Origin of the sequence: Pollutimonas bauzanensis (assembly GCF_900129885.1) — a bacterium.
GTDB classification, from domain to species: Bacteria; Pseudomonadota; Gammaproteobacteria; order Burkholderiales; family Burkholderiaceae_B; genus Pollutimonas; species Pollutimonas bauzanensis.
The window spans coordinates 180,398-205,997 of the sequence record NZ_FQXE01000006.1 but is presented as its reverse complement, the minus strand read 5'-3'; the positions used below and the strand labels follow the sequence as shown (position 1 = coordinate 205,997).

The window sequence follows — 25,600 nt, the reverse complement described above, 5'->3', positions numbered from 1 at the left end:
CGAATCAGATTTGAATTGAATCGTCCGGACAAGGCGGCAAACATCCAAGATCGTCAAGCAAGGTACAAAGGAATGGCGCCATTGCGGACGGTCCGGGGACGAACGCGCGGGCATGTCATGACAAGGGGCTCCGATGGGCCCTCCGCCTCATTCCAGGTGGGGATGACGATCCACAAGGCGCTGACGGCGCTGCCGCAGGGCGTCGAGCTGCTCTTCCATCGCCGCGATCTCGGCCTCGATATCCGTCACGGTCTGTTCGATATTCTCGTAGGCCTCCTTCAGCAGGGCCTTGGCTTCATGCTTGCTCGACGCGTTGGGCGTGTCGCCCCGCATCGGCCGGTTTGCGGTCTCGGGAAGGAAGAATGAGGTAATGATACCGATGACGGCAGCCACCATCAGATAATAGGCGGGCATCATCAGATTCCCGCTCTCTTCCACCAGCCACGCAGCCATGGTCGGTGTCAGGCCGGCAACGATAATCGCGACATTGAAGGAACTCGCCAGCGCGCTGTATCGGATGCGCGTGGGAAACAGCGCCGGCAGCGTGGATGCCATCACGCCCGTCATGCAGTTCAGCACGACGGCAATGAACAGCAGTCCCAGAAAGATCAGGCCGGTATTGTCGCTGCCTATGAAGCGAAAGGCAGGAAACGCCAACAGCAGCAAGCCGATGCTGCCGATCCGAAGAAAGGGTTTCCGGCCTATCTTGTCGCTGAAGAAGCCCACGACAGGCTGCACGAACAGCATCCCTATCATCACCACGACGATGATAAGCACGCCGTGTTCCTCGGAGTAGCCGAGGCTGCTGGATAGATAGGTGGGCATGTACGTCAGCAGCATGTAGTAAGTGATATTGGTCACCAGAACCATGCCTATGCTGATCAGCAATGCCTTGCGATATTTGGTAAAGATTTCGCGAAAGGACACCGTCGGCCGTTCCTGGACGGCATCCTGGTCTTCCTTCTCCATCTGCTCCAGTTGTTGCGTGAAAGCGGGCGTTTCTTCGGCGGCATGGCGCAGATACAGGCCCAATAGCCCCAGCGGCCCCGCGACGAAGAACGGCACGCGCCAGCCCCAATCCAGAAAAGCCGGCTCCTTGAGGATAGTCTGCAGAAGCACCACCAGCCCCGCTCCCAGCACAAAGCCGGCAATGGAGCCAAAATCCAGCCAACTGCCGAGGAAGCCGCGCCGTCGGTCGGGCGCGTATTCGGCAACGAAGATGGCCGCTCCCGTGTATTCACCGCCGACAGAGAAGCCCTGGGCGAGCTTGCACAACAGCAGCAGGATGGGGGCCCACAGGCCGATGGTCTCGTATGACGGGATCAGCCCGATGCAGAAGGTGCTGATGGCCATGATGATGATGGTCAGCGACAGCACTTTTTGCCGGCCGAAACGATCCCCCATCACGCCGAAAAAGACGCCGCCCAACGGCCGGATCAGAAACGGTACCGAAAACGTGCCAAGCGCGGCGATAGTCTGGACCTCGGGCGAGGCATCCGGAAAAAACACTTTGCCCAGCGCGTAGGCGACGAAACCATACACGCCAAAGTCGAACCACTCCATCGCATTGCCAAGTGCGGCAGCCGTTACGGCCTTCTTGAGCATGGTATCGTCAATGACTGTGATATCGTCGACCTGCAAGGGCCGGGCTCGTCGTGGCGCTGGGGATGTCTGTGTCATGAATCTGCTTCCCGTGGTATGCAAGGCCTAATGCTTACGGATTCGAAACTGCTACTGACCATCGCGCCGAGACTCTATGACTGCGGCATAGCGAATGCCCTGGAGGGAGCCCGCCGCCGGCCGGCGCCTTTGATCGTAACACTCATCAACGCGAAAATTCCACTTCCGACCGAGCCGCTTTAGCTCGAGATCGATGGATCCCGCCAAGCTGATCGCCGCCACGGTGGCACGCGCGGAATTGCTCAGAAAAAAGCCGCAGCAGTAATATCGGTTTGGGCGTTTTTCATGTACCATACCCCCCTATAGCATAAGGAGCAATAATCGCATGAGCCATACCATCCGGGAACAAGACAAGCTGCTGGCGCGCGTTCGCCGCATCCGCGGGCAGATGGATGGCATCGAGCGCGCCCTCCTGGCCGAGAAATCATGTGGCGACGTGCTTCATCAGATCGCAGCCGCGCGCGGCGCCCTGACGGGCCTGATGCGGGAAGTGATGGAGGGGCACATCAACTCGCATATCGCCGACCCGAACATCGCCAGCGCGGCCGAACGCGAGCAAGGCGCCGCCGAGCTGGTGGCGGTGCTTCGCACTTACATGAAGTAAGGAGCCCCTTCTGATGAAAATGCCCCAGCGCCCTTCGCCCGCGTCGGCAGGCGCCACCCCGGATGCGGAGGTCAAGCCCGCAGCTCGCCGCCATCGCCCCGCCGGTTTGCATGACGACCACGGCCACGGGAATGGGCATGATCATCGCGACCTCGGCCACGATGACGGGCAGGACCTCCATGAGCACGAGCATCCCTTCGACTGGCAGGAAGGTCTGCGCATTGCCCTGGTCGCTATTGCCGCCGCCGCGGTCTGGTCCGGATGGTGGGAGCCATACCCCTCGGTCAGCGTGATCGGCATCGCCGGCCTGGCGACAGGCGGCTGGCCGATCTTCAAGGAAGCCATCGGGAACGCCATCGCGCGGCGCATGACGATGGAGCTGTCCATGTCGATCGCCATCATCGCGGCGGCCGCCATCTCGGAGTTCTTCACCGCCTTGGTGATCACGCTGTTCGTGCTGGTTGCCGAGGCGCTGGAGGGCATGACCGTCTCGCGCGGACGCCGCGCCATCCGCGATCTGCTGGATTTCCTGCCTCGCGAGGTTGCGGTGCGCCGCGCGGGCGGCGTGGCGCAGATCCATGCCGATACGCTGGCCGTGGGCGATGCAGTGCTGGTCGACCCGGGTGGATGGGTTCCGGTGGACGGCACCGTGATCGCCGGGCATTCCTTCGTCGATCAGGCGCGCATCACCGGCGAATCCATGCCGGTGGAGAAGATCGCCGGCGCCGAGGTCTTCGCCGGCTCCATCAACCAGTCCGGCGCGCTGGAGATCCGCGCCGAGCGCATCGGACGCGACACCAGCTTCGGCAAGATCATCGAAGCGGTCGAACAGGCCGAGCGCTCGCGCGCGCCGGTGCAGCGGCTGGCCGACCGGCTGGCCGGCTATCTGGTCTATTTCGCGCTGGGCGCGGCGGTGCTCACCTATCTGCTGACGCGGGACATTCGCGCCACGATCTCGGTCATCATCGTGGCGGGCGCATGCGGGATCGCGGCGGGCACGCCGCTGGCCATCCTGGGGGGCATCGGCCGCGCCGCGCGCGCCGGCGCCATCATCAAGGGCGGCTTGTTTCTCGAACAGCTCGGCAAGGTCGACACCGTGGTGCTGGACAAGACCGGCACGCTGACCTTGGGCCAGCCGGAAGTCCGGGCGGTCGAGCCCGTCGCCGGCGTCGATCCGGCCGCCCTGCTCATGGCCGCCGCGTCGGCCGAGCTGCGCAGCGAACACCCCTTGGGCAAGACGATCGTGGCCCATGCCCGCAGCCTGGGGCTCGCACCGCAAGAGCCCGGACACTTCGCCTACACGCCGGGACGCGGCATCGAAGCCACCGTGGCGGGCCGGCAGGTGCTGGTCGGCAATCTGGCGCTGATGCGCGACGCGCGGATCGCCATCCCGGAAAGCCTGATGCCCCACCCCGAAGTCTCCGAGGTCTATGTCGCCAGGGAAGGCGCCCTGCTGGGCGTCCTGGTCATCGCGGACACGATGCGCGCGGAAGCGCGGCAGGCGATCGCCGACATCAAGGCGCTGGGCATCCGCCCGGTGCTGCTGACCGGGGACAGCGGCCCCGTGGCCGCGGCGGTCGCCCGCCAGCTAGGCATCGCCGACGTCGAGGCCGGACTGCTGCCCGAGGACAAGCGCCAGCGCATCCGGCATCTGGTCTCGCAGGGGCGCACGGTGGCGATGGTGGGCGATGGCGTCAACGACGCGCCGGCGCTGGTCGAAGCCCATGTGGGCGTCGCGATGGGTTCGGGCACGGATGTCGCGCGCGAAAGCGCGGACGTGGTGCTGCTGGGCAACGACCTGGTGAAGTTCGCCGGAACACTGGGGATCGCCCGCCGTACCCGCCGCATCATCTGGTTCAATTTCGCGGGCACCATAGGCATCGATCTGCTGGGCATCGCGCTGGCGTCGGCCGGTTTGCTCAATCCGCTGCTGGCCGCCTTCATCCATGTGGCGTCGGAAATGGCCTTCATCCTCAATTCGGCGAGGTTGCTTCCGCCGCGCGCCGGTGGACGGACAATACAACTCGGGGCGGCCGACGCGCAGCGAGTGCGGCAATAGCTCGAGAGCAGCCGCTTCAGCTTGCCGCCGCCGAGAACACCCGGTGGTCCGCGATCACTTCCTTGAGCATGCGGATGAACGCGTGCAGCCCCTCGCCCGCTTCGCTGGCCTGGTGGCAGATGGAGATGCTGTGCGCCGGGATGCGCGGCGCGACCTTCAGCAGCTTCACCTTGCCTTCGAGCCGGTCGTCCTCGGCCACGCGGATCGGCAGCAGACCAAGGGCCACGCCGCTGCGCACAGCCTGCAGGGTGACCATCACGTTGTTGCAGGTGCTCACGCGCGCGGGCGTCACCCCGGCGGCGGAGAACCAGTTTCCGACGGTGGTGTACATGCGCGATGACTGGGGCGCGATCACCAGGTGATGCTGGGCAATGTCGGCCGGCGTGAGCGCATGGGGGCCGGCGTTCAGGCCCGGCGAGGCGAACCATCCCAATTGGCTGTAGCCCACCGGCTCCTGCGATACGTAGGGGGGAACCGCCGCCTGCGCGACGATGGCCACGTCCAGTTCGCGATCCTGCAGCTTGCGGCTGAGCTCGCCCGAATCGCCGATGAACATCGAGGCCTTGATGGCCGGGTACTTCTGCTCGACGCGGCGCAGCAGCTCGCCCAGGCAGATCAGCGCGAAGTTCTCGGACAGCCCGATGCGCAAGGTGCCGCGCAGCGGGTCGCCGGAGCGAAAGCGTTCGGCCATTTCGTCCGAGGTGTCGAGCATGCGCTCGGCGAAGCCGATCAGCGCATGGCCTTCGGCCGTCAGCGAGATCTTGGGGCCGTTGCGCACGAACAGCACGACGCCAAGCTCCGACTCGAGCTCGCGCACGCGCTGCGAAACACTGGGCTGGCTCAGGTGCAGCAGGCCCCCGGCGGCGCGGAAGCTGCCCGTTTGCACGATGGCGCGGAAAGCGCGCAGTTGATTGAGCGTGGCGTTTATCATAAGCAAAGACTATCATAATACGGCATAAAAATTCGCTTTTCCTTTCATCGCCGAATCGATAGAATCCCATTCAAACACTACTAACTACAATGGGAGACATCAGTGAAAAGCCCAAAATCCGTATTCCTGCCGTGGCGCCGCGCGTCGCTCGCCGCCGCCGCCGTGCTGCTGGCCACCGCGGCGGGCGCCGCATCCGCCGCCGACTGGCCCAGCCGTCCCATCCGCATCGTCGTGCCGTCCGCCCCCGGCGGCGGGACAGATTTGATGGCCCGCACCCTGGCGCAGAAGCTCACCGAGGCGCTCAAGGTCAGCGTGATCGTGGAGAACAAGCCGGGCGGGGAGGAAATGATAGGGGCCGCCGTGGTGGCCAACGCGCCCCCCGACGGCTACATGATACTGGTGGCGGCCGCGAACGTGGCCGTCAATCCCGCCACGCGCTCCAGCATGCCGTACAAGGCCGAGGACTTGAAGCCCATCTCCCTGACGACGCTGCTGCCTTACGTGATCCTGATCAATCCCAAGCTGCCGGTGAAGACGGTTGCCGATCTGGTGGCCTATTCCAGGAAGCAGCCGGACGGCCTCAATCTGGCCACCGGCGGCACCTCGAATCTGCTAGCGTCGGAAAGCTTCCGCCTCGCCACCGGCATGCGCGCGATGAACATCCCGTACAAAGGCTGCGCGCCTTCCATCATGTCGGTCATATCGGGAGAAACGGACGTGACGTTCTGCAGCGCGCCGGCGGCCGCGCAGCCCGTGAGCGCGGGCCGGCTCAAGGCGCTGGCGATTACGGGAGATTCCCGCCTGGACGTGCTGCCCGGCGTGCCCACCACCAAGGAGCTGGGCGACCCCAAATACCAGATCGACCTGGTGCAGTGGCACGGTGTCTTCGTGCCGGCCGCCACGCCGCCCGACATCGTGCAACGGCTGCATGACGAGATCGACAAGGCGCTGTCGCTGCCCGATGTCAAAGAGCGGGCGCGCCAGCTCGGGGGCGTGACCGCTCACCTGAGCCTGGACCAGGTCGCCAAGTTCTTCGACAAGGAGATGGCCGTGTCCAAGCAAATCGTGACCGACGCCAACATCACCATCGGGAACTGATACCGCCAAGCTGTCCGCCATGGCGGCCACCGGCTTCTCCGGCAAGCCGCAGGCGCGCGGGCAGCGCGGCCCTACCGCGCGGGACGGCATGGCAGCCGGCGCCGCGCTTTGATTCACCCTCTTCACCCCCAAGGAAACCACCGTGGACAAGAAAAAATCCCTCGTCGTCATTGCCGCCCACACCGGCGACTATGTCTGGCGCTGCGCAGGCGCGATCGCGCTGCATGCCGAACTGGGCTGGCGCGTCAGCGTCATCTGCCTGAGCTACGGCGAGCGCGGCGAGGCCGCCAAACTGTTTGCGGAGCCCGGCATGACGCAGCCCCGCGCCCGCGAGATGCGCAAGATCGAGGCCGAGAAGGCCGCCAAAGTGCTGGGCGCCGACATCCATTTCTTCGACGGCGACGACTACTGCCTGCACACCGACGAGGCCATGCTCGACCGCGCGGTGGCCATCCTGCGCGACCTCCAGGCCGACGTCATCCTCACTCACACGCGCGACGATCCGGGCAACATCGACCACGAAGTGGCGGCGCGCTTCGCCCTCGAGGCGCGCATGAGTTCCCAGGCTGTGGGCCGCAGCGGCGGCACCGCCATCGGCGCGCCGCATCTGCACGGCATGACCATCGGCGCGCCGCAGGTCTATTCGTTCGAGCCGCATCAGTCCGAACTGTGCAGTTTCAAGCCCGACACTTTGCTGGACATCACCAGCGTGTGGGAGAAGAAGTGGGCGGCCATCCAGTGCATACCCAGCCAGCCGCTGATGTGGGACTACTACCGCAACATGGCGATCCAGCGCGGCGCTGTGGCGCGCGGCCGTCCGAAGTATGCGGAGGCGTTCCAGCGCCTCTTCCCCTCCACCGTGAACGAACTGCCGACCTGAAGCCCGCCGACGCCCTACCCTCCACCCACAGGAAACCCACATGACCGACATTCCCCGCCTCAACGGCGTCATCCGCGCCCTGGAACAAGGCCAGGCCGCCTTCACCACCTTCGTTCCGCCCGAGCTGGACATGGTGCGCGCTTATAACGCCGCGCCGTACGACGCGCTGGTGTTCGAGCTGGAGCACAGCCCCTACGACATCCGTGCGCTGCAGGACACCATGCAGTTCATGCTCGACCGGCGGCAGATCGCCGCCAGCGGCAGCCTCGCGCCGAAAGTGACGCCGTTCGCCCGCATTCCCGCCAATGGCAGCGAGATGAATCAGTTCCTCGCCAAGCAGGTGCTGGACCTGGGCGTATACGGCGTCATCTGGCCGCACGTGAGCACGGTGGAGGAGGCGCGCAATGCGGTGGCCGCCTGCCGCTATCCTCGCCCGTCCACGGCGCCCGCCTTCGAACCGGCCGGCCAGCGCGGCGACGGCCCCAAGTTCGCGCCCGGCTACTGGGGCCTGACTCAGCAGGAATACTATGAGCGGGCCGACGTGTGGCCGCTCAACCCGAAGGGGGAGATCCTGGTGGGCATCATGTGCGAAGAGGTCAAGGCCATCCGCAACCTGCCCGACATGCTGCAGCAGGTGCCGGGGATCGGGGTGGTGCTGATAGGCCTGGGCGACCTGTCGCAGGAACTGGGCTTTCCGCGGCAATACGATCATCCCGCCGTGGCTTCGGCGGTGGCGGAAATCCTGGCGATCTGCAAGGTCAACAACGTGGCTTGCGGCCACCCGCATGTGAATGCCGGCAATATCGAGCAGGAAGTGGCGCGGGGCTTCCGCTGGCTGATGCCCACGCCCACTTTCTCGTTCACGGCGCTCGAGAAAGGCCGCAGCGCCGCCGGCCGCTGACCCCGCGCGACCGGCCCGGGCGGCCGGTCGCGGCGGCGATGGCAATTCGGCAAGACGCCTTACATGGTCGGCATGTTGAATTCATTTCCCTTGTTGATGCTTTCCGGCCAGCGCTGCATGATGGACTTCTGCTTGGTGTAGAAGCGGACGCCCTCTTCGCCGTAGGAATGCATGTCGCCGAACAGGCTGCGCTTCCAGCCGCCAAAACCGTGCCAGGACATCGGGACCGGTATGGGCACGTTCACGCCCACCATGCCGACCTGGATGCGGCGTGAAAACTCGCGGGCCGTGTGGCCATCGCTGGTAAAGCACGATACCCCATTGCCGAATTCATGATTATTGACGAGGTCGATGGCGGCGCCCAGGTCGTCCACATGGATGCAGACCAGTACCGGGCCGAATATTTCCTCTTTGTATATCCTCATGCCGGGCGTGACCTTGTCGAACAGGGTGCCGCCGACATAAAAGCCATTTTCGCGGCCCGCGACCTTATAGCCGCGGCCGTCGACCAACAGCTCGGCGCCCTCATCCACGCCGGCGGCGATATAGTTTTCTATGCGCAGCAATGCTTCTTTGGTCACCACCGGCCCCATTTCCGCGTCCAGATCCATGCCGTCCCTGATCTTGAGCGCTTTGGTCCGGTCTTGCAGGGCGGGCACGATCTTCCTGCCGACATCGCCCACCAGCACCGCAACGGAAATCGCCATGCAGCGTTCGCCCGCCGAACCGTAAGCGGCGCCGACGAGGGCATCGACGGTGCGTTCGATATCGGCATCGGGCATGATGACCATATGGTTCTTCGCGCCGCCCAGGGCCTGCACGCGTTTTCCGAAGTGCGCGCCGCGTTCGTAGATGTATTGGGCGATAGGGGTCGAGCCAACGAAGCTCAAGGCCGCCACGTCCGCGTGCTCGAGCAAGGCGTCCACAACCACCTTATCGCCCTGGACGACATTGAATACCCCATCGGGCAGGCCGGCTTCCTTGAACAGCTGGGCCATCAGGATAGAAACGCTCGGGTCGCGTTCGCTGGGCTTGAGGATGAAAGTATTGCCGGCGGCGATGGCGACGGGGAACATCCAGCAAGGCACCATGCAGGGAAAATTGAAGGGCGTGATGCCCGCGACCACGCCCAGGGGCTGGCGCATGGTCCAGTTGTCGATGCCCTTGGCGACCTGCTCGGTATAGTCGCCCTTGAGCAATTGGGGAATGCCGCAGGCGAATTCAATGACGTCGATCCCGCGCGCCACTTCGCCTTGCGCATCGGTAAATACTTTGCCATGCTCGGCGGTAATCATCGCCGCCAGCGTGTCGGTGTTCTCGTTCATCAAGCGGAGAAACTGATGCATGATGCGCGCGCGCCGCACTGGCGGGGTGTCCGCCCAGGCATGCGCAGCCGCTTTGGCGGCGGCCACCGCCGCGTTCACGTCATCGAGGGCCGACAGCGCGACATGCCGGGCGACCTCCCCCGTGGACGGATTGAAAACGGCTTGCTTGCGGTCGCCGCTGCTGGCGCGGACCTGGCCGCCGATAAAATTCACGACGTCATTTTCGTCAGTATAAGCAGCCTGTGTATTGGCCTGGCCTGGGTCGGCACTGGATTGCTGATCTTTCATCGTCATGTCCTTCAAGTGGTTCCGATGCAAAAAGTATAGGCAGCGGGATGGACCGCCACAAGCCCAAAACACTGGATACATTGTTTAATTTAATAGACAATGCATGACAGAGGACGGAAAAACCATGAAGGAACGCAAGACGGAATTGCCGTGGTCGCATATTTACTGGCTGGGCATGCTGGGCGCGGCGGGCAGCTATACCGCCGCCGCCAGGCGCCTGGGGGTAAGCAAGGGCGCGGTGAGCCAGCGCATCGCCGAACTCGAGCAGGTCTCGGGTGTGTCGCTGGTGCGGCGCACCACGCGCAGCGTGCGGCTGACGCAAGCCGGCCAGGCCCTCGTGGACGGCACCGAGCAGGCTTACGCCGCCATCGAGCGCGGCTTCGACAATATTCTCGATCTTGCCGAAATTCCCAGGGGCGTGGTGCGCGTCACGGCGCCGGTCGCCCTGGGCCGGCAGCAGATCATTCCCCTGATCGGCAAGTTTCTGGAAGCCTGCCCCGATGTGCGCATCGAAATCGAACTATCGGACCACCTGAGTTCCCTGGCCCAAGAAGGCTTCGACCTTGCCATACGCCATACCAGCAGCGTGCCGGAAACCCATGTGGCATGGCTGCTGCGGCCCTCCCGGACCTTGCTGGTCGCCGCCCCCGCCTATCTGGAAAAGCGCGGCGTCCCCAAAACTCCGGACGATCTGGCTGCGCACAACTGCCTGTATTATCTGCGTTCGGCGGCCTTGCCCGCATGGAGCTTCGTTCCGGCGGAGCGCGACACCGACCGCCACAGCGTGGCGGTACGCGGCAATTTCTGCGCCAACAACAGCGAAGCCCTGCGGGGCGTGGTGATGGCCGGTCAAGGCATAGCGCTGCTGCCCGACTTTACGGCCCAGGAGGACGTCGCGGCAAAGCGCCTGGTGCACCTGTTGCCCGATTGGAAACCCGTAGGCGCATTTGGCGAGGCCATTTACGCGATCCGGCCCTACAGCGCCTATGTTCCGCGCGCCGTCCGGGCTTTCGTCGAGCACTTGAAGGACGAGCTGCAGGGCGGCGCCATGAACCGGCGCTAGCGGCCAAAGCGCCGGGCCGGCGAACCCGCCCGCGGGCCGGGATACGCCAAGGGCATCATGCATGCTGTCCGAAATACGCCTCTTCCAGGCGGCGCTGCAGGTCCGGTTCTTTCGTGTCCGCCTGCAATACGATTTCCCCGTGCGCCATGGCGTAGAGACGATCCGCCAGGGCCAGGGCCTTCTCGACCAACTGCTCCACCAGCAGCACCGACGTGCCGCCATCGCGCAGACGCGCCGCCACCTCGAACACGCGGTCCACAAGCACCGGCGACAGGCCGGCGGACGGTTCATCCAGAATCAGCAAGCGCGGCCGCTTGACCAGGCCCTGCGCCACGACCAGCATCTGCTGCTGGCCGCCGCTCAATGCGCCGGCGCGTTCGTGGCGTTTTTCCTCGATTTCGGGGAAAAACGCCAAGGCGTCGCGGATGCGCTCCTCGCGCTCATGTTTGCGCACGTCGTAGCCTGCCAGCGACAGGTTGTCCTGCACCGACAACTGCGTGAACACATGATGGCCCTCGATCACATGCACCAGGCCCGCTTGAGCCGCATCGCGCGGCGTGCCGCCGCGCAGGCTCTTGCCGTCGAACAGCACGTCGCCCGCGGTCCAGGGCAACAGGCCCGACAGCGCGCGCATCAGCGTGCTCTTGCCTGCGCCGTTAGGCCCCAGCAAGGCGACGATTTCGCCGGGCCGCACGGCCAAGTCCACATTGTGCAGGATCCGGATCTTGCCGTAGCCGGCCTCCAGGCCCTGCGCCTGCAACAGGTTTTCAGGCGCCGAGGTATGCACTCACCACCTCCTTGTGCTTGCGGATTTCCGCCGGCGTACCGCTAGCCAGCACGGATCCCAGGTTCAGTACCGTGACGTGATCGCAAATATCGAAGATCAGGTCGGCATGGTGCTCCACCAGCAGCACCGCGGTGCCGCAACGGCTGATCTCCTTGATGATCTCGCCCAGCCGCTTGATTTCCTCGCCGGTCAGCCCCGCCGCGGGCTCATCCAGCAGCAGATACGCGGGCCGCAGCATGAGCGCGCGCGCCAGTTCCAGGAAGCGCAGCTCGCTGTGCTGCAGGCGGTCGGCGCGCACCTGCGCCATGCGGGAAAGGCCCACGGCCCTCAGCGCAAGCTCGGCCGCGGCGCGCAAGCTGCGCTCGTCGCGGCGGTGCCGGCCCAGCTGAAAAAGCGCTTCCATGAAAGAGCCCTGGGCGCGGGTATAGCCGCCGGCCATCACGTTCTTGAGGACCGAGGTGTCGCCGATGATGCGCGGCGTCTGGAATGTGCGCGCAAACCCGCGGCGCGCGCGGCCCAAGGGTTCACCCACCGGCAGCACGGCGCCGTTCTCCTGCATATGGCCCATCTGCGGACGGTAGTAGCCCGAGATGACATTCAAGGTCGTCGTCTTGCCGCTGCCGTTCGGCCCGATCAAACCATGCACCTGTCCGGCGCGTATGTCCATGTCCAGGCCGTTGATCGCTTTGACGCCGCCAAACGACAGATGCAGGTTCTCCAGGGAAATATGGCCGCCGCCCGGCACGCCGGCAAGCACTTCGCGCAGCGCCGCCGGCTCCGGCACGATGCGGCGATTGGCGGGCAAGGGACTGCGTCCGCCGAAATCCAGCAGCGACGCTATCCCGCCCGGCATGGCCAGCACGATTACCAGCAGCAGGAACGCATACAGGAAGTTGGACCAGGCGGCCAAGGGCGCGGCAATCTCCGGCAGCGCGGTCAGGATCAGCGTGCCGAGCAGCGGGCCCAGTATCGAACTGCGCCCGCCGATCAGGATGGAAATGAAGAACAGTACCGACAGCTCGAACGTAAAGGCTTCCGGCGTAATGTAGGTCTGCAGGGAGCTGAACAGACCGCCCGCCACGCCCGCCAGCACGCCGGCCAGGATGAAGATAGTCGACAGCAGCTTCACCTTGGATATGCCGCAGGCTTCCGCCGCGACTTCCGCGTCGCGTATCGCGATCAGGCCGCGGCCAAAGCGGCTGTGCGCGATGTTCGCCGTCAGTATCGTGGCCACCGCGGCGATACCCAGGCATAGATAGTACAAGCCCATGTCGGAATCGAACGGCGCGGGCAATGCCGGGCCGGGCACGCCTATGCCGCCGCCGGTCACGGGCTGCCAGGCCAGCGCGATCTGCGTAACGATGGTCGCGAAGCCCAGCGTCGCCATGGCGAAGTAAAAGGTGCGCAGCCGCAATGCCGGCAGGCCCACGATCAGGCCGAACAGGCCGCCCGCGACGCCTGCCGCGATCAGCGCTGGAAACGGCTCCCAGGCCGCGGACACATTGCCCGCCGCCAGCACGCTTGCCGTATACGCGCCCACCGTCAGCAGCGCCACATAGCCGATGGCCAACTGGCCCGCATATCCAACGATCAGGTTCAAGCCCGATACCAGCACCCAATAGATGGCTGCGCGCGTGGCGATCACAGTCCAATAGTTGTTGCCCAGCGCCGGCAAGGCGAGCGCCGCCGCAAGCAGCGCGATGAAGGGCAAGGCGCGGGTCCAGGATGGCATGCGGACAGGCGCGGGGCCGTCGATGCCGCGCGCTGCCGGGCTATAGGATTTCGCGTCCGCCACCATCAGACCCTCCGCGCGGTGCTGGAACCGAAGATGCCTTGCGGCACGGCCAGCAGCACCACGATGAACAGCACGAAGACCGCGATGGACGCAAAGATGCCGCCCACCGTGAAATTCGCGGCCTGCTGAAACAGGCCCAGCGCCAACCCGCCCAGCACGGCCCCGCGATTGTTCCCCAGGCCGCCGAGCGCCACCGGCACGAAACCGTAGAAGTTCAACAAGGGGCCGTTGGCGAAGAATGCGAGCATCAACTGCCCCGCCGCAAACCCCGCCAGGCCGCCGATGACGCCCGCCAGCGCATAGCTGATGACGCGCAGCCGGCGTTCCGGCAAGCCAATGGAACGCGCCGCGAAATTGTTTTCCGCGACGGCGAGGAACGCCAATCCGATCAAGGTGCGGCGGTAAACGAACTCGAGCGCCAGCACGACTACGATGCACGCCGCCACCGGCAACCAGAAGCGCTCATCCAGCGGTCCGGACCCGAAGGCGAACAGCCGTGGAAACGGCTGGGGCTCGGTGCCCCACTTGATCGCCGTGACCTGCTGGATCATCAGCGCCAGCGCCAGCGTGGACAGCACGTACAAGTGCTGGTCCAGGCTTTTCAACACGGGCCGCACCGCCACGTACTCGGTGACCACGCCGACCAGCGCGCACAAGGCCAGCGTCAGCACGAAGGCCACGGGGCCGGGCAGGCCCATGCGCAGCATGAACAGGGATCCGAAGACCCCGCCCAGCATGCCCAACTGCCCGGCCGTGAAGCTCATGACCCGCGACGTGGAGTACATGATGTTGTAGGTAATGCCTATCAATGCGTAGACCGAGCCTACCGCCAGACCGGAACTGATGATGGAAGCCAGCATGACCGCATCCCCCTGCTTATTGGTAACCCGGCGCCAGGGCGAACGTGCCGTTGCGCGCCGACCTGGCTTCGGACATGACCACTTCCTGCGTGGGATAGCCGTTGTGTTCGGCCGGCGTATAGGTGTAGCTGCCAAAATACCCCGGGTAGGCCTTCAGCCCGTTCCAGTATTCGATGATGTCCCTGGGCTGCGTGGAGCCAGTGGCTTCGATGGCCTTGGCCACCAGCGCGATCGCGTCATAGCCCGCCGACACCCACCAGTACAAGGTGTCTTCCAGGCTGACCTTGCCCTTGATCTTGTCCACGAATTCCTGCGAATGCGCGGGCAGCTTGCCGTCGGCGTCATAGCTCGCGCTCTTGTAGCCCACGGCGTAGACCTTGTCCCAGTTCTCGGGCTTCTCGATCAGGGTCCGGATTTCGCCCGACGCCAAGGACGGGTGGCCCGCGAACGCGACATCCCAACCCATGTGCGCGCGCGCGTTGAAGAGCCGCGCCTCCATGCCCGTGGAAACGCTCCAGACGACGATCACCTCCGCGCCCGCATCCCGCGCCCGCGTCAGGTCCGGCGACATGTCGGGCTGAGTCGCGTCGATGTTCGACGCATACACTACCTGCGCGCCGTCCTTCTTGAAGTTCTCCACGCAGGTCTTGGTCGCGCTCACGCCATATCCGGTCGTGTCGCCGATCACGGCGATTTTCGTCAGCTTCTGCACCTTCAGGCAATAGTTGCGGCAAGCGTCGTCCCACTGCGAATTCGACGGCGAGATCCGGAATGCATTTGGATACTTCTCGACGTTGACCAGGCTGTCGATCACGCAAGGATGAATGTTAGGTATCTTCGCGCGCGCCATGATGGGCGTGACGGCCAGCGATTCGCCCGAATTCGTGGGCCCCCAGATCGCCTGAACTTTTTGCGAATTGATCATTTCCTGGGTGGCGTTCACGGCTTTCGTGGGATCGCCCTGGGTATCCCGCGTCACGATCACGATCTTGCGGCCCTTGACCCCGCCGGCGGCATTGATCGACTGCGCGGCAAATTCCACACCGCGATTGAACCCCACGCCGGGCGCGGAGCTCGGGCCGGTCAGCGCGGCCAGCCAGCCTATCTTGATATCTTCATTCGCGGCCAGGGACAGCGCCGGAATACCCAGCGCGGAAGCGCCCAGCGCTCCCGCGGAACCCAATACGAAGTCACGGCGAGATATGGTCATGGTTGTCTCCTTTGGTTTTCTGTTTGAGCGGCCCCGCGCTCGTGCCCGAGCGTGGCCGGGTAAATCACGCGACGCCGGATCAGCGGCCGCGTTTCTCCAGGTGCGCGATCCGGTCCAGATCGAAGGTGAAGCCCCAGCCCGGACGCTGCGGCACGACAGCCATGCCGTCCTGGATCTCCAGGCGTTCCCGGTACAGATCCGAGAACCACGGCATGTATTCCAGGAACATTGCGTTCTCCAGCGCGCCCAGCACCTGAATGCTCATTTCGGGAAACAGATGGCTGGACACCGGTATGTCGTACGCCGCGGCCATATGGCCCACGCGCATGTATTCCGACACGCCGCCGACCCGCTGCAGATCCGGCATCAACACATCGGCGCTGCGCAATTCGATCATGCGCCGAAAGCCATAGCGCGCATATTCGGTTTCACCGCTGGCGATAGGCGTGTCCAAGGCCTGCGCCACGCGCGCCAGCCCTTCCAGGTCCCAGGCCGGCAGCGGTTCTTCGAACCAGGCCAGTTGATATTCCTCGAGCATGCGGCCCAGCCGTATCGCCTGCGCCTCATTCAGGCCCTGGTTCGCATCAGCCATGAGCTTCACTTGCGGGCCTATCGCGTCGCGCACGGCCTTGACCCGTTCCATGTCGGCGGCCGGATCGGGAAGGCCTAGGCGCATCTTGACCGCCTTGAAGCCCGCCTCCACCATCTCCTGCGCATCGCGCGCCAGTTCGTCGATGCTGCGATGCAGCCACAGCCCGCCGCTGTGATACGCGGGAACGCGGTCCTGCGCGCCGCCCAGCATGCGGTAGAGCGGCAGGCCCGCGGTCTTTCCCGCCGCATCCCATAACGCGCCGTCGATGGCGGATATTCCCATTACGGGTATGCCTTTTTGCCCGAAGAAATTCAGGTCCTTCCATGCGCGGCTCCAGAACCCGGCGATGTGCCCCGCGTCCTCGCCCACGATCAAGTCCGCCAACTCATCCACCATCTGGTGCAGCACGCGCGTGCGCCGGTCGTTCAGCGTGAACACCATGTTCTCGCCCACCACGCCATCGCTCGTATGCAATCGCACCAGCACCACGCCGCAGGTGTCGATGGGCCCCAGCGCGCTGCGTATCGGATGCTCCAGGCTGATGACCAAGGGACGGGTTTCGAGTTTCGCGACCTTCATGCGGCGACCTCCTGCCCCGTAATGCAATGCACTTCGCCGACGCGGTATCGCGCCAGCACATCGGGATCGGGATCGCAGCCGAGCCCGGGGCCTTGCGGCACCTGCAACTTGCCCCCCCGCGCATGCACATAGGGCGCGAAAGGATTCGCCTGCATATCCATCCACAGCACCTCGACCAGCGGCGCCTGCGGCAATGCCGCCGCGATATGCAAGGTGGCGATGAAGCCCGGACCGAAATACGGCGAATGGGGCACGACCCGCAGCCCGTGCGCCGCGCACAGTTGAGCCACCTTCATCGCTTCGCCTATGCCGCCCAGCTTGGTGACGCTGGGCTGCGCGATATCGATGGCGCCCGCCTGGATCAGGGCCTTGAACCCATGCACGCCCGCGACGTTCTCGCCGGCGGCTATCGGTATGCCGCATTCGCGCACACGCGCCAGGCCATCGGCATCCTCGGGCGGCCACACGGGCTCTTCCAGCCAGTACATGCCGTCATCGCGCATGGACCGCGCCATCTCGAGCGCCGTGGGCACATCCCAGGGGCAATTCACGTCCAGCATGATCTGCACGCCGCGGCCCTGCACCGCCCGCTGCGAATGCAGCAGCGCCTCGCGCGTGGTTTCGTGCAGCTTGATATAGCGATAGCCCGCATCCGCGGCGGCCAGCGTATTGCGCGCCGCGATTTCCGCAACGCCATATGCCAGCAGGCTGGAATAGGCTTCGAGTTCGCGATGGCGGCTTCCGCCCAGCAGCCTGTACACCGGCATGCCGGCGCGCTTGCCCAGGAGATCCCAAAGCGCGATCTCGATGCCGGACCATGCATACACGAAATTTCCGTTACGCCCCAGCAGATGCGTGGAATGCAATACCTCGCGGGTCAGTGCCAGGATATCGCTGGCGTCTTTCCCTATGGCCAGGGGCGCAACGATGGTGTCCAGCGCCGCCCGTGTCGCGGGTATGGACGCGTGGCCAAAGGCCTCGCCCCACCCTACCAGGCCATCCTCGGTTTCCACACGGACCAGCAGGATCTCGAGCCTGTCCCACAGCTTGCCGGCGAAACGGCAGTACGGACCTCCCATGTCGAACGGCAAGGACACCACGGACGATTCCACCGACACGATATTCATGCGCAGACACTCCAGGTTTTGCGGACGCCTGCGTCCGACGCCGGCAGACGGCCAGATGGAGCTGCGGAAAATGCGGTGGGGAAAGCCGTGGCGACGTTCTTCACTCTAGTCTCCTCCTGGTTCAGGACCGAGGGGTGCATTGCTTCAATGCAATGTTTTTCTGCAGGCCAGTGTAGAAGCTGCATGGGACAAAAACAATCGAAGCAGGCTAATATAAAGATAAGCTGGCCTTATGCTCGGCGCGGCCCGTCCACTCAAGCCCGGCCCGTCCACTCAAGCCCGGCCCGTACATGAAAAGCCAAGGAGTACCGCATGCACTTGACCGTACGCCAGATGGAGGTCATACGCGCCGTCAGCCGGCATGGCAGCGTAGGCGAGGCCGCGTCGGCGCTGGGCGTGTCGCAGCCCGCCGTCAGCCTGATGTTGCGCGAGTGCGCGCTGCAGGCCGGCTTCCCCTTCTTCGTGCGCAAGCGCGGACGCCTGCAAGCCACGCGCGAAACCCTGGAAATCATGGGCGAACTGAACCGCCTCTTCGATGGCATTGCGCGCGTGAACCGGCTGGTGGGCGACATGCGCACGCTGACCGAAGGCACGATCCAGATCGCCACCGTGCCCACGATCGCCGAAAACCTGCTCACACCCACCAGCGTGAAGTTCCGCGAGGAATGGCCGCAGATCCAGATCTCGGTGATCGCCACGGACAACGTCAGCGTCTCCGACCACGTGTTCCAGGAACGCGTGGACTTCGGCATCGTGCTGGCGCCGTTGAGCGAGGACGGCCGCATGATCGAGGGCCGATTGATAGACTTGTGCGAAGCCGAACTGGTGTGCGTGGTGCCCGAAGAATCCCCGCTGGCCAGGCTGCCGGTGTTGAGGCCCCAGGATCTCGCGCCCTATCCGCTGATTTCGTTCAACAAAAACCTGCCGCTGGGCGCGCTGGTCGAAGAAAGCTACCGGATGGCCGGCGTCAAGCGCAAGATCGCGCTGGAAGTGACGCTCACCGCCGTCGCGTATTCGCTCGCCCGCTCGGGCGCGGGCGTGGCGATCATCGATCCCTTCTATCTGCTGACGGGACGCAACCAGGGCGTGGCCACCGTGCGCTACGAGCCACGCACGCCGGTGAAAGCGCAGTTGCTGCTGCCAAACAACACGTCGCTGTCGCGGCCCGCGCAATTGTTCGTCGCGGCGCTGAAGAAGACCGCGGTGGCGCTGAACGAGCGTTTGCCGACGGGCTAGGCCATCGCCTTGTCCAAGGTCACGGCAGATCGCGGACACGAACGCCGCTAGCGTGAAATACCGCATTCGCAATCGGCGCCGGGCGGGAGCAGGAAATGACGGAGCAAGCCGATCAGCAGGCCTTATGCCGTGCGCGCGGGGGCCTCACGAGCGGGCTGGAGTGCCTCCAGCCAACAAAGCGCCGACAAAGCTGTGAATGACGGGATTTGATGCCTCCAGCGAAACAGCGACTACGACTTGCGCCCGGGGCAGGTTCGTGGCGCTGATCGAACTGCATGTCATGGATGCGGTATGTGCCCGGGCCATGGACGCGGGAGCAATGGCCAGGCCGACACCTGCCTCGACCAGCGTCAGGATCGAAGGGAGCCTGCTTTTCTGAACGATATTCGGCGTTATGTTCGCCTCGGCGAACAAGCCTTGAAGCATTTCGGCAAAGTAAGGAGACACCTCCTCGTCATAGCCAATCAAAGGGTGGCGCGCTATTTCTTCCAGTGTGGCGGCCTTGCCTGCAAAGACATGATCTGTCCTCGATACCAGCACGATAGCCTCTTCGTAGACAGTTACCGTGCGTATCCTGTCGCTCTGGACGATGGGCCGCATAAGCGCCACATCGAGCTGCCGTGCCAGCAGCGCTGCCGTCATGTCGACCGAATCCATTTCGCGAAGATCCAGCTCTATGGTGGGATGGCTGCGCCGGAAGGAATGAAGCGACTCCACCAGGGGCGAGTTGGCAGCGCTTGGCGTAATGCCGATGGACAGGGAACCGGCATCGCCCCGCGCTATCTGGCGAGTTGCCTGGAGCATGGCTTCCAGATCAGTGCATATCCGCCGAGCCTGTTCGTACATGACCATGCCTGCAGGCGTCAAACGCACAGCCCGCGTCGAGCGCAGGAACAAGGGCGTGCCCACCCATTCTTCCAGCCGCTTGATCTGGCGGCTAAGCGGCGGCTGGCTGACGGAGAGCCGACAGGCAGCCCTGCCAAAGTGCAATTCGTCGGCCAATACGCAAAAGGCGATCAGCGCGCGTCCATCGAACTTCATAATTTCCGAAATAGTCATCAATTCTGCCAAAAATGGTATTGGACGGGTATCAATATGCACTTTAACATTTGCGCTTCCTAGAACGTAAACATGATGCGCTGATCCGAGCGCGGCAAAAAGGGCAGCGTCGATATGAAAGCTGAGCAGGACCTCGAACGGCTGACCGGGTATTTTCCGGGCAGGAAAGCGCTGTCCCAAAGCGCGCCGGATTTCGCCCTTCACCACAGCCTGGAGGCGATTAAGCAAAAAGACCCGAATGTGCGGGCATGGGTGATATTGAAGTCCGGGCAAGAGCTTGAAAGCGACATATCGGAAGCCGCATCGAAACCCCTTGGAGCGCTGCCGTTTGGAGTCAAGGATGTGATCGATGTCGGAGGATTGCCCACGCAATGCGGCGTGGCGGGAACCGGCAAACCCTTGGCGCGATACGACGCGGCGTGCGTCGAACAATTGCGGGCGGCGGGAGGCATTCCTGTCGGCAAAACCGTCACGACCGAATATGCCTTCCGCAATCCCGGGCCAACGCGGAATCCGTGGAACCCCGCCCATACGCCCGGGGGCTCTTCCAGCGGGTCGGCCGCGGCCGTGGCCGCAGGCATGGTGCCGGCCGCCCTGAGCACGCAGACAGGCGGCTCCATCATCCGCCCCGCCGCCTACTGCGGTGTAGTGGGCTTCAAGCCATCTTTTGGACTGCTGAGCCGGGACGGCTTGAAACTGACGAGCGAATCGCTGGACGTCATCGGCTGGCATGCCGCTTCCGTGGATTATGCACAGGCATTCGCCCATGCGCTCCTGCCGCGGATGCCCAATATGGTTAGCGGCGATTTTCGCAGCCTCAAGGTCGCCATCACGCTGCACGGCGCCGCGCAGTCGCCTGATGCGGAAGCGGTCGCTGCGCTGCGGCATGTACAGCAAACGCTAGAACGCGGGGGAGCGCAGTGCGCCGATATTTTCATGGGCAAGGAACTCGATCTCCTGGCGCAAGCGCATGCCGCCATCATGAAATACGAGTTCGCACGCAACCTCGCCCCGGTAGTGCGCCACGACCGCCACATATTGAGCCCTGCCCTTCTGAACAACGTAGCGGAAGGATTTGCGGTCCCGGACAGCCTGTATTTCGAAATGCGCGCCGTCCAGCGGGAACTCAGAGGCTCCTGGCATGAATTATCGGATGGCGCTGACCTCATTCTCACTCCCAGCGCCTCGGGCCCTGCACCGCTAGGCCATGCCCATACGGGCGCCCCGGCATTCAACAAGATGTGGTCGGTGCTGGGCTGGCCATGCCTGCATCTTCCGGTAGCGGTCGCCGCGGGCGGGCTACCCATCGGCGTGCAGCTCATTGCAAATTGGCACCACGACTTCAGGCTGCTTGATCTGGCCGCAACGATAGAAGAAAAGTTAAACCCTAAAGGAGAGCGCAGTGATTGACACCAGAAAGATTCTAGGCAAGGCCGCGGCAGTCGCGGTCGCGAGCGCAGGCCTTTGCATGGCCGCGCCCGCCAATGCCGATGTTGCGTCGGACTACCCCGCGCGGCCTATTACGGTAACGACCCCGACGGCGGCCGGAGGCGGAACCGATATCGTGGCGCGTATCGTTTCGGAGAAGCTGTCGTCGATTCTCGGACAAGCGATCGTGATCAGCAACAAGCCTGGCGCCGGCGGCGTCATTGGCAATCAGGCGATGCTGCGGGAAAAAAACGACGGATATAGTCTTTTCGTGACGGCCAACAGCAACCAGTTGATCGTTCCCTGGGTGTTCAAGAATGCCAATTTCGATCCGATCAACGATTTCGCGCCTATCGCGGGCCTGGGCGTCGTTCCCTATGTGCTCGCCGTCCATCCCGGCTTTCCAGCGAAAAACCTCGACGAATTCCTGGCGCTGATCAAGAAGAATCCCGGAGAGTACCAGTACGCATCCGCGGGGGGCGGCACATTGAACCACCTCATCCCCGAGATGCTCACGCACGCCCTCGGCACCCGTATGGAGCACATACCTTACCGCGGAGTTGCGCCGGCGATGGCCGATGTCTTGAGCGGACGCGTGCCTATTGTCTTTGGCAGCCTGTCGTCAGTGCTGGAAAATATCCGGGCGGGCAAGCTGCGGGCCTTGGGCGTGTCGAGCGCGAAACGCGCAGACGTGCTCCCCGACGTCCCGGCGATTGGCGAAAAGGTTCCGGACTTCCGAAGTGAAATGTGGGTGGCCCTTTATGCTCCCGCCGGGACTCCAAAGCCTATTATCGACAAATTGCACAAGTCGGCGCAGTTGGCTTTGGCCGATCCCGACACGCAAAAGCTCTTCCAGGGTTTGGGGATGTCCGTCATGAGCGAAGGCCCCGCTGAACTTGCCGCATTGCAAGAAGCCGAATACCAGCAATGGAAGGAAACCGTCGCGCGGGCTGGCGCCAGCATGAACTAGCAGGGGGCGGCGAAGCCTCGCGTCAGAACCGGTACAGGCGGCCGGGATTGTCGACCAGCACTCTATGCGCCAAGGCTTCCGTGCCCAGCCATGCGCCCAGTTCATCGGCAAGATCCTGCGCGCCGATGGGCCGATAGGCGCTCACCTGGGTTGCCGCTATTCCCGGATCGCGGCTGGTGTGCGGCCAGTCGCTGCCCCATACCACCCGTTCCGGATTGGCATCGATCAACGCGGCCGCCAATCCGGGCACCCTGTGCTGGTCCTGACGAGCGCTAATCCGATAAGCCGCCGACAGCTTCACATAAAGCTTGCCCTCGCCCAACTGGCGCAGCAGCCGCCGTATGCCGGGCTCATTCAGGCCGGCGGCCGCCGGTATCATGGCGAAATGGTCGAGCACGATGGGCACCGGCAGGTTCCTGAACGAATCCAGCGCGGCTTCGATCACGTTGAACGAGGCATACAGCTGAATGTGCCAGCCGAAGTCCGCCACGCGATCGGCCCATAGTGCCAGCCCATCCCGCATGGCTCCGGCGTCCCGATTGCACGCGCTTTCCAGGTTTATGCGTATGCCCGTGACACCGTTGCCGGCCAGATGCGCCAGTTCGTCTTCGTCGACGGTTTCGGGCAACACCGCGATACCGCGGCCGCTGCCGCCCATACGCTTCAGGCTGTCGAGCATGCAGCGGTTGTCGAAACCGTAGACGCTGGGCTGGACCAGGACCGCGCGTTCGAGCGAGAGCCGCGCCATGTGGGCGAGCAAGTCATCATGGCCCGCGGGTCCCGGCGTATAGTGCCGCTGCGGCGCCATGGGGTAGGAAGCCTCGTCGCCAATGACGTGTACATGGCAGTCGCATGCCAGAGCAGGCAATTTCATCAACGTTTCCTCATTGCCGCGGGACTGTCCGCGGCGCGTATGGGCGGCCGGCAGGCAAGCCTAAATAGCGGATAAGCGCTGGGCCAACGCCGCGCCGGTTTCGCGCGTACCCAGCTTGCCGCCCACGTCCCGCGTTGCCTCGCCCGATTCGATGGCCGCTGCGACGGCATCGAAAATGGCTTTGGCGGCGGCCAGGAAGGAAGGCTTTTGATTTTTCTGGCCATACCAGTTCAGCAGCATGGCGGCAGACAATACCAATGAAAACGGGTTGGCAATATTCCGCCCCGCGATATCGGGCGCGGAACCGTGCGCGGCCTGTCCCATCGCATACCTGTCGCCCGCATTCAGCGAGCCGCCCAGCCCCAGGCTGCCGGAAAGCTCCGCGGTGAGATCGGACAGGATGTCGCCGAACATATTGGTGGTCACGATGACATCAAAACGCTGCGGGGCCCGGACCACGTGGGCCATCATCGCATCGACAATGAAGTCGTCGATGCTGACATCGGGGAAATCCCGCCCGACTTCATGGCAGATATCGATGAACATGCCATCGGCAATCTTCAATACGTTGGCCTTGTGCACAATGGTGACATGCTTGTTGCGCGTGCGGGCCAATTCGAACGCCGAGCGCGCGATACGCTCGCAGCACTGCCTGGTAATGCGGCGTAAAGAAATGGCCACGTCCGGCGTAATGAGCATTTCGCTGCTGCCCGACTCGATGTTGCGGTCGGAATAGAACCCCTCGGTGTTCTCGCGCACCACGACAAGGTCGAATTCGCCCAGGCGGGCCGCCATGCCCTTGTAGGTGCGGGCCGGCCGGATGTTGGCATAAAGGTCCAGGCTTTTCCGGAAGAACTTGGACGGATTGATTTCGCCCTTGGATTCGTCCTTGAAGTCGTAAGTCGCCATGGGCCCCAGCATGAGGCCATCCGCGGATTTCACTTTGTCCAGCAAGGCATCGGTCACGGTTGCGCCATGCCGCGCCAGGCTGTCGTGGCCCGCCTCGTCGGGGATGAGTTCCAGGCCAAGACTGAAACGCCGCGATGCCGCTTCCAGCACCTCAACCGTTGCCGCCATTGTTTCTGGGCCGATACCGTCGCCGGGAAGAACTATGATTTTCATTGGAATTTTCGTACAGGATTAAAGTTTATTCGAGAGAAATGTCGGCGGCGGCAATGAGGTCGCGGTATTTTGCGATCTCGGCCTTGACGAACTCGCTAAATTGCTCCGGCGTGTTGCGCGCCACGGCCGCTCCGTCAGCCTCGAAACGAGCCCGGACTTCGGGGCGTTCCAGGATGTCGTTGATTTCCGTGTTCAAGCGTTCGATGATGGCCTTCGGCGTACGCTTCGGAGCGAAGTAGCCGCCCCAGAGACTGAAGTTGAATCCCGGCAAGACCGTTTCGGCGATGGTAGGCACATCGGGCAAGGAATTGAGCCGTTCCAGCGACGACACCGCCAGCGCTTTGACGGACCCTGACTTGATGTGGCCCATGGCCGCCGATGCGCTCGAAAAGAAGCAATTGACCTGTCCGCCGATGACATCCGTCAGGGCTTGCCCCGCGCCTTTATAAGGCACATGGATCATTTTCGTCTTTGTGCCCAATGCCAGGGCCGCGGCGGCCAGATGGCCGGGAGTCGCGGTGCCGGATGAGGCATAGGATACCGATTCCGGCGATTTATCGGCAAGGCCGATCAGCTCCTGGATCGTATCGTAGGGAGCGTTCCGGGGGGCGATCAGCACGAGCGGGGAATCGCCCGCCAATACAATCGGGGCCAAGTCCTTCAGCGTGTCGTAGCCGGCGTTTTTATTGACGGTGGGATTAATCGCTATCTCGCCAGTCTGCCCCAACAGCAATTGATAGCCGTCCCCTTTGTCGCGGATGATCAGGCGCGTGCCCAGCATGCCGGAAGCGCCGGGGCGGTTTTCGACGACCACGGCCTGCTTGAGTTTGGCCGCCAGCGGCTCCGACAAGAACCGCGCAAAGACATCGCCTTGCCCGCCGGGCGCATACGGGACGATGACGCTTACAGGGCGCGAAGGATAGCCAGCCTGGGCATGCGCCAGCCGCGGCCCGAACATGGCGGCCAAAGCTCCCGCGCAGCCCAGCCCCAGGAAACCGCGCTTGCTCATTTTCAGATCCTGCTGTTCGAACGTTTTGAGGCTTGCGCTCAGGCTCGTGTTCATATTCATACTCCTTTTTTGTAGGGATGCGCCCAGGCCCGCCCACTGCGGCGAGCGCTGCCGGGCGGCGCC

At 63.9% G+C, this 25,600-nt stretch carries 22 protein-coding genes; 9 read left to right on the top strand and 13 right to left on the bottom strand.

The genetic code is table 11. The features are described from left to right. Positions 1-147: 147 nt before the first annotated feature. Positions 148-1,680, bottom strand: coding sequence for a glycine betaine/L-proline transporter ProP (gene proP / locus BUB23_RS13215; RefSeq protein ID WP_073103686.1), 1,533 nt, complete (start codon positions 1,678-1,680; stop codon positions 148-150). Between the two features lie 325 nt (positions 1,681-2,005). On the opposite strand from proP, the gene BUB23_RS13210 reads away from it, so the two are divergent. Continuing rightward, positions 2,006-2,284, top strand: a complete 279-nt coding sequence (locus BUB23_RS13210; protein ID WP_073103684.1) for a metal/formaldehyde-sensitive transcriptional repressor — start codon at positions 2,006-2,008, stop codon at positions 2,282-2,284. 13 nt (positions 2,285-2,297) lie between these two features. Next, positions 2,298-4,343, top strand: coding sequence for a heavy metal translocating P-type ATPase (locus tag BUB23_RS13205; RefSeq protein ID WP_245801265.1), 2,046 nt, complete (start codon positions 2,298-2,300; stop codon positions 4,341-4,343). 16 nt (positions 4,344-4,359) lie between these two features. On the opposite strand, the gene BUB23_RS13200 is transcribed toward BUB23_RS13205, so the two are convergent. Continuing rightward, entirely contained in the window at positions 4,360-5,274 is a 915-nt protein-coding gene (locus BUB23_RS13200; RefSeq protein WP_084136011.1) for a LysR family transcriptional regulator, read from the bottom strand. Positions 5,275-5,376: 102 nt separating this feature from the next. Between BUB23_RS13200 and BUB23_RS13195 the strand changes: the two genes are divergently transcribed. The 3 genes from BUB23_RS13195 to BUB23_RS13185 all read left to right on the top strand — a co-directional run bounded on the left by BUB23_RS13195 (position 5,377) and on the right by BUB23_RS13185 (position 8,153). Next, positions 5,377-6,372: a tripartite tricarboxylate transporter substrate binding protein gene (locus BUB23_RS13195; protein ID WP_084136010.1), complete on the top strand. Its 996-nt coding sequence runs from the start codon at positions 5,377-5,379 to the stop codon at positions 6,370-6,372. A 142-nt stretch (positions 6,373-6,514) separates the two neighbouring features. Continuing rightward, complete coding sequence (locus tag BUB23_RS13190; protein WP_073103682.1) at positions 6,515-7,252, top strand: PIG-L deacetylase family protein; 738 nt, start codon at positions 6,515-6,517, stop codon at positions 7,250-7,252. Positions 7,253-7,292: 40 nt separating this feature from the next. Next, positions 7,293-8,153 carry an HpcH/HpaI aldolase family protein gene (locus BUB23_RS13185; RefSeq protein WP_073103680.1) on the top strand — a complete coding sequence of 287 codons (861 nt, stop codon included), beginning with the start codon at positions 7,293-7,295 and terminating at the stop codon, positions 8,151-8,153. 59 nt (positions 8,154-8,212) lie between these two features. Here the strand turns inward: BUB23_RS13185 and BUB23_RS13180 are convergent, their stop codons facing one another. Next, positions 8,213-9,766 carry a CoA-acylating methylmalonate-semialdehyde dehydrogenase gene (locus BUB23_RS13180; protein WP_073103820.1) on the bottom strand — a complete coding sequence of 518 codons (1,554 nt, stop codon included), beginning with the start codon at positions 9,764-9,766 and terminating at the stop codon, positions 8,213-8,215. A 124-nt stretch (positions 9,767-9,890) separates the two neighbouring features. Here BUB23_RS13180 and BUB23_RS13175 point away from each other — a divergent pair, with 124 nt between their 5' ends. Then, positions 9,891-10,829, top strand: coding sequence for a LysR family transcriptional regulator (locus tag BUB23_RS13175; protein ID WP_073103679.1), 939 nt, complete (start codon positions 9,891-9,893; stop codon positions 10,827-10,829). A gap of 55 nt (positions 10,830-10,884) precedes the next feature. Here BUB23_RS13175 and BUB23_RS13170 read toward each other — a convergent pair whose 3' ends face one another. The 6 genes from BUB23_RS13170 to BUB23_RS13145 all read right to left on the bottom strand — a co-directional run bounded on the left by BUB23_RS13170 (position 10,885) and on the right by BUB23_RS13145 (position 17,779). Further along, positions 10,885-11,616, bottom strand: a complete 732-nt coding sequence (locus tag BUB23_RS13170) for an ABC transporter ATP-binding protein (RefSeq protein WP_073103678.1) — start codon at positions 11,614-11,616, stop codon at positions 10,885-10,887. Then, complete coding sequence (locus tag BUB23_RS13165) at positions 11,597-13,414, bottom strand: branched-chain amino acid ABC transporter ATP-binding protein/permease (protein ID WP_218598980.1); 1,818 nt, start codon at positions 13,412-13,414, stop codon at positions 11,597-11,599. The genes BUB23_RS13170 and BUB23_RS13165 overlap by 20 nt, the downstream gene beginning before the upstream one ends. Next, entirely contained in the window at positions 13,414-14,271 is an 858-nt protein-coding gene (locus BUB23_RS13160) for a branched-chain amino acid ABC transporter permease (RefSeq protein WP_073103676.1), read from the bottom strand. The genes BUB23_RS13165 and BUB23_RS13160 overlap by 1 nt, the downstream gene beginning before the upstream one ends. 16 nt (positions 14,272-14,287) lie before the next feature. Then, positions 14,288-15,481, bottom strand: coding sequence for an ABC transporter substrate-binding protein (locus tag BUB23_RS13155; protein ID WP_218598978.1), 1,194 nt, complete (start codon positions 15,479-15,481; stop codon positions 14,288-14,290). Between the two features lie 79 nt (positions 15,482-15,560). Next, positions 15,561-16,652, bottom strand: coding sequence for a mandelate racemase/muconate lactonizing enzyme family protein (locus BUB23_RS13150; RefSeq protein WP_073103674.1), 1,092 nt, complete (start codon positions 16,650-16,652; stop codon positions 15,561-15,563). Further along, complete coding sequence (locus BUB23_RS13145; RefSeq protein ID WP_073103672.1) at positions 16,649-17,779, bottom strand: mandelate racemase/muconate lactonizing enzyme family protein; 1,131 nt, start codon at positions 17,777-17,779, stop codon at positions 16,649-16,651. The genes BUB23_RS13150 and BUB23_RS13145 overlap by 4 nt, the downstream gene beginning before the upstream one ends. 312 nt (positions 17,780-18,091) lie before the next feature. Between BUB23_RS13145 and BUB23_RS13140 the strand changes: the two genes are divergently transcribed. After that, positions 18,092-19,015 carry a LysR substrate-binding domain-containing protein gene (locus tag BUB23_RS13140; protein ID WP_073103670.1) on the top strand — a complete coding sequence of 308 codons (924 nt, stop codon included), beginning with the start codon at positions 18,092-18,094 and terminating at the stop codon, positions 19,013-19,015. 144 nt (positions 19,016-19,159) lie between these two features. On the opposite strand, the gene BUB23_RS13135 is transcribed toward BUB23_RS13140, so the two are convergent. Beyond that, the gene (locus BUB23_RS13135) at positions 19,160-20,074 is read right to left on the bottom strand and encodes a LysR substrate-binding domain-containing protein (protein WP_073103668.1); all 915 of its coding nucleotides are present in this window, start codon (positions 20,072-20,074) and stop codon (positions 19,160-19,162) included. Positions 20,075-20,188: 114 nt separating this feature from the next. Between BUB23_RS13135 and BUB23_RS13130 the strand changes: the two genes are divergently transcribed. Next, entirely contained in the window at positions 20,189-21,484 is a 1,296-nt protein-coding gene (locus BUB23_RS13130; RefSeq protein WP_084136009.1) for an amidase, read from the top strand. Then, positions 21,477-22,472, top strand: coding sequence for a Bug family tripartite tricarboxylate transporter substrate binding protein (locus tag BUB23_RS13125; protein ID WP_245801264.1), 996 nt, complete (start codon positions 21,477-21,479; stop codon positions 22,470-22,472). The genes BUB23_RS13130 and BUB23_RS13125 overlap by 8 nt, the downstream gene beginning before the upstream one ends. A 22-nt stretch (positions 22,473-22,494) precedes the next feature. Here BUB23_RS13125 and BUB23_RS13120 read toward each other — a convergent pair whose 3' ends face one another. From BUB23_RS13120 to BUB23_RS13110, 3 genes are read right to left on the bottom strand one after another with little or no spacing between them, the layout of a single operon-like run. Further along, positions 22,495-23,346: an amidohydrolase family protein gene (locus BUB23_RS13120; protein ID WP_245801263.1), complete on the bottom strand. Its 852-nt coding sequence runs from the start codon at positions 23,344-23,346 to the stop codon at positions 22,495-22,497. A gap of 60 nt (positions 23,347-23,406) precedes the next feature. After that, a complete protein-coding gene (locus BUB23_RS13115; protein ID WP_073103666.1) occupies positions 23,407-24,468 on the bottom strand; it encodes an isocitrate/isopropylmalate dehydrogenase family protein in 1,062 nt (353 codons plus the stop codon). Positions 24,469-24,493: 25 nt separating this feature from the next. Then, complete coding sequence (locus BUB23_RS13110; protein ID WP_245801262.1) at positions 24,494-25,531, bottom strand: Bug family tripartite tricarboxylate transporter substrate binding protein; 1,038 nt, start codon at positions 25,529-25,531, stop codon at positions 24,494-24,496. Between the last annotated feature and the right edge of the window lie 69 nt (positions 25,532-25,600).

Bases quoted from the DNA above. Each gene is read 5' to 3' on its own strand.
- BUB23_RS13165 (WP_218598980.1), bottom strand. From the start codon at position 13,414: ATGGTGGCGGACGCGAAATCCTATAGCCCGGCAGCGCGCGGCATCGAC.
- BUB23_RS13185 (WP_073103680.1), top strand. From the start codon at position 7,293: ATGACCGACATTCCCCGCCTCAACGGCGTCATCCGCGCCCTGGAACAA.
- BUB23_RS13145 (WP_073103672.1), bottom strand. From the start codon at position 17,779: ATGAATATCGTGTCGGTGGAATCGTCCGTGGTGTCCTTGCCGTTCGAC.
- BUB23_RS13150 (WP_073103674.1), bottom strand. From the start codon at position 16,652: ATGAAGGTCGCGAAACTCGAAACCCGTCCCTTGGTCATCAGCCTGGAG.
- proP (WP_073103686.1), bottom strand. From the start codon at position 1,680: ATGACACAGACATCCCCAGCGCCACGACGAGCCCGGCCCTTGCAGGTC.
- BUB23_RS13160 (WP_073103676.1), bottom strand. From the start codon at position 14,271: ATGCTGGCTTCCATCATCAGTTCCGGTCTGGCGGTAGGCTCGGTCTAC.
- BUB23_RS13135 (WP_073103668.1), bottom strand. From the start codon at position 20,074: ATGACTATTTCGGAAATTATGAAGTTCGATGGACGCGCGCTGATCGCC.
- BUB23_RS13120 (WP_245801263.1), bottom strand. From the start codon at position 23,346: ATGAAATTGCCTGCTCTGGCATGCGACTGCCATGTACACGTCATTGGC.
- BUB23_RS13200 (WP_084136011.1), bottom strand. From the start codon at position 5,274: ATGATAAACGCCACGCTCAATCAACTGCGCGCTTTCCGCGCCATCGTG.
- BUB23_RS13180 (WP_073103820.1), bottom strand. From the start codon at position 9,766: ATGAAAGATCAGCAATCCAGTGCCGACCCAGGCCAGGCCAATACACAG.
- BUB23_RS13155 (WP_218598978.1), bottom strand. From the start codon at position 15,481: ATGACCATATCTCGCCGTGACTTCGTATTGGGTTCCGCGGGAGCGCTG.
- BUB23_RS13175 (WP_073103679.1), top strand. From the start codon at position 9,891: ATGAAGGAACGCAAGACGGAATTGCCGTGGTCGCATATTTACTGGCTG.
- BUB23_RS13130 (WP_084136009.1), top strand. From the start codon at position 20,189: ATGAAAGCTGAGCAGGACCTCGAACGGCTGACCGGGTATTTTCCGGGC.
- BUB23_RS13140 (WP_073103670.1), top strand. From the start codon at position 18,092: ATGCACTTGACCGTACGCCAGATGGAGGTCATACGCGCCGTCAGCCGG.
- BUB23_RS13115 (WP_073103666.1), bottom strand. From the start codon at position 24,468: ATGAAAATCATAGTTCTTCCCGGCGACGGTATCGGCCCAGAAACAATG.
- BUB23_RS13205 (WP_245801265.1), top strand. From the start codon at position 2,298: ATGAAAATGCCCCAGCGCCCTTCGCCCGCGTCGGCAGGCGCCACCCCG.
- BUB23_RS13210 (WP_073103684.1), top strand. From the start codon at position 2,006: ATGAGCCATACCATCCGGGAACAAGACAAGCTGCTGGCGCGCGTTCGC.
- BUB23_RS13110 (WP_245801262.1), bottom strand. From the start codon at position 25,531: ATGAACACGAGCCTGAGCGCAAGCCTCAAAACGTTCGAACAGCAGGAT.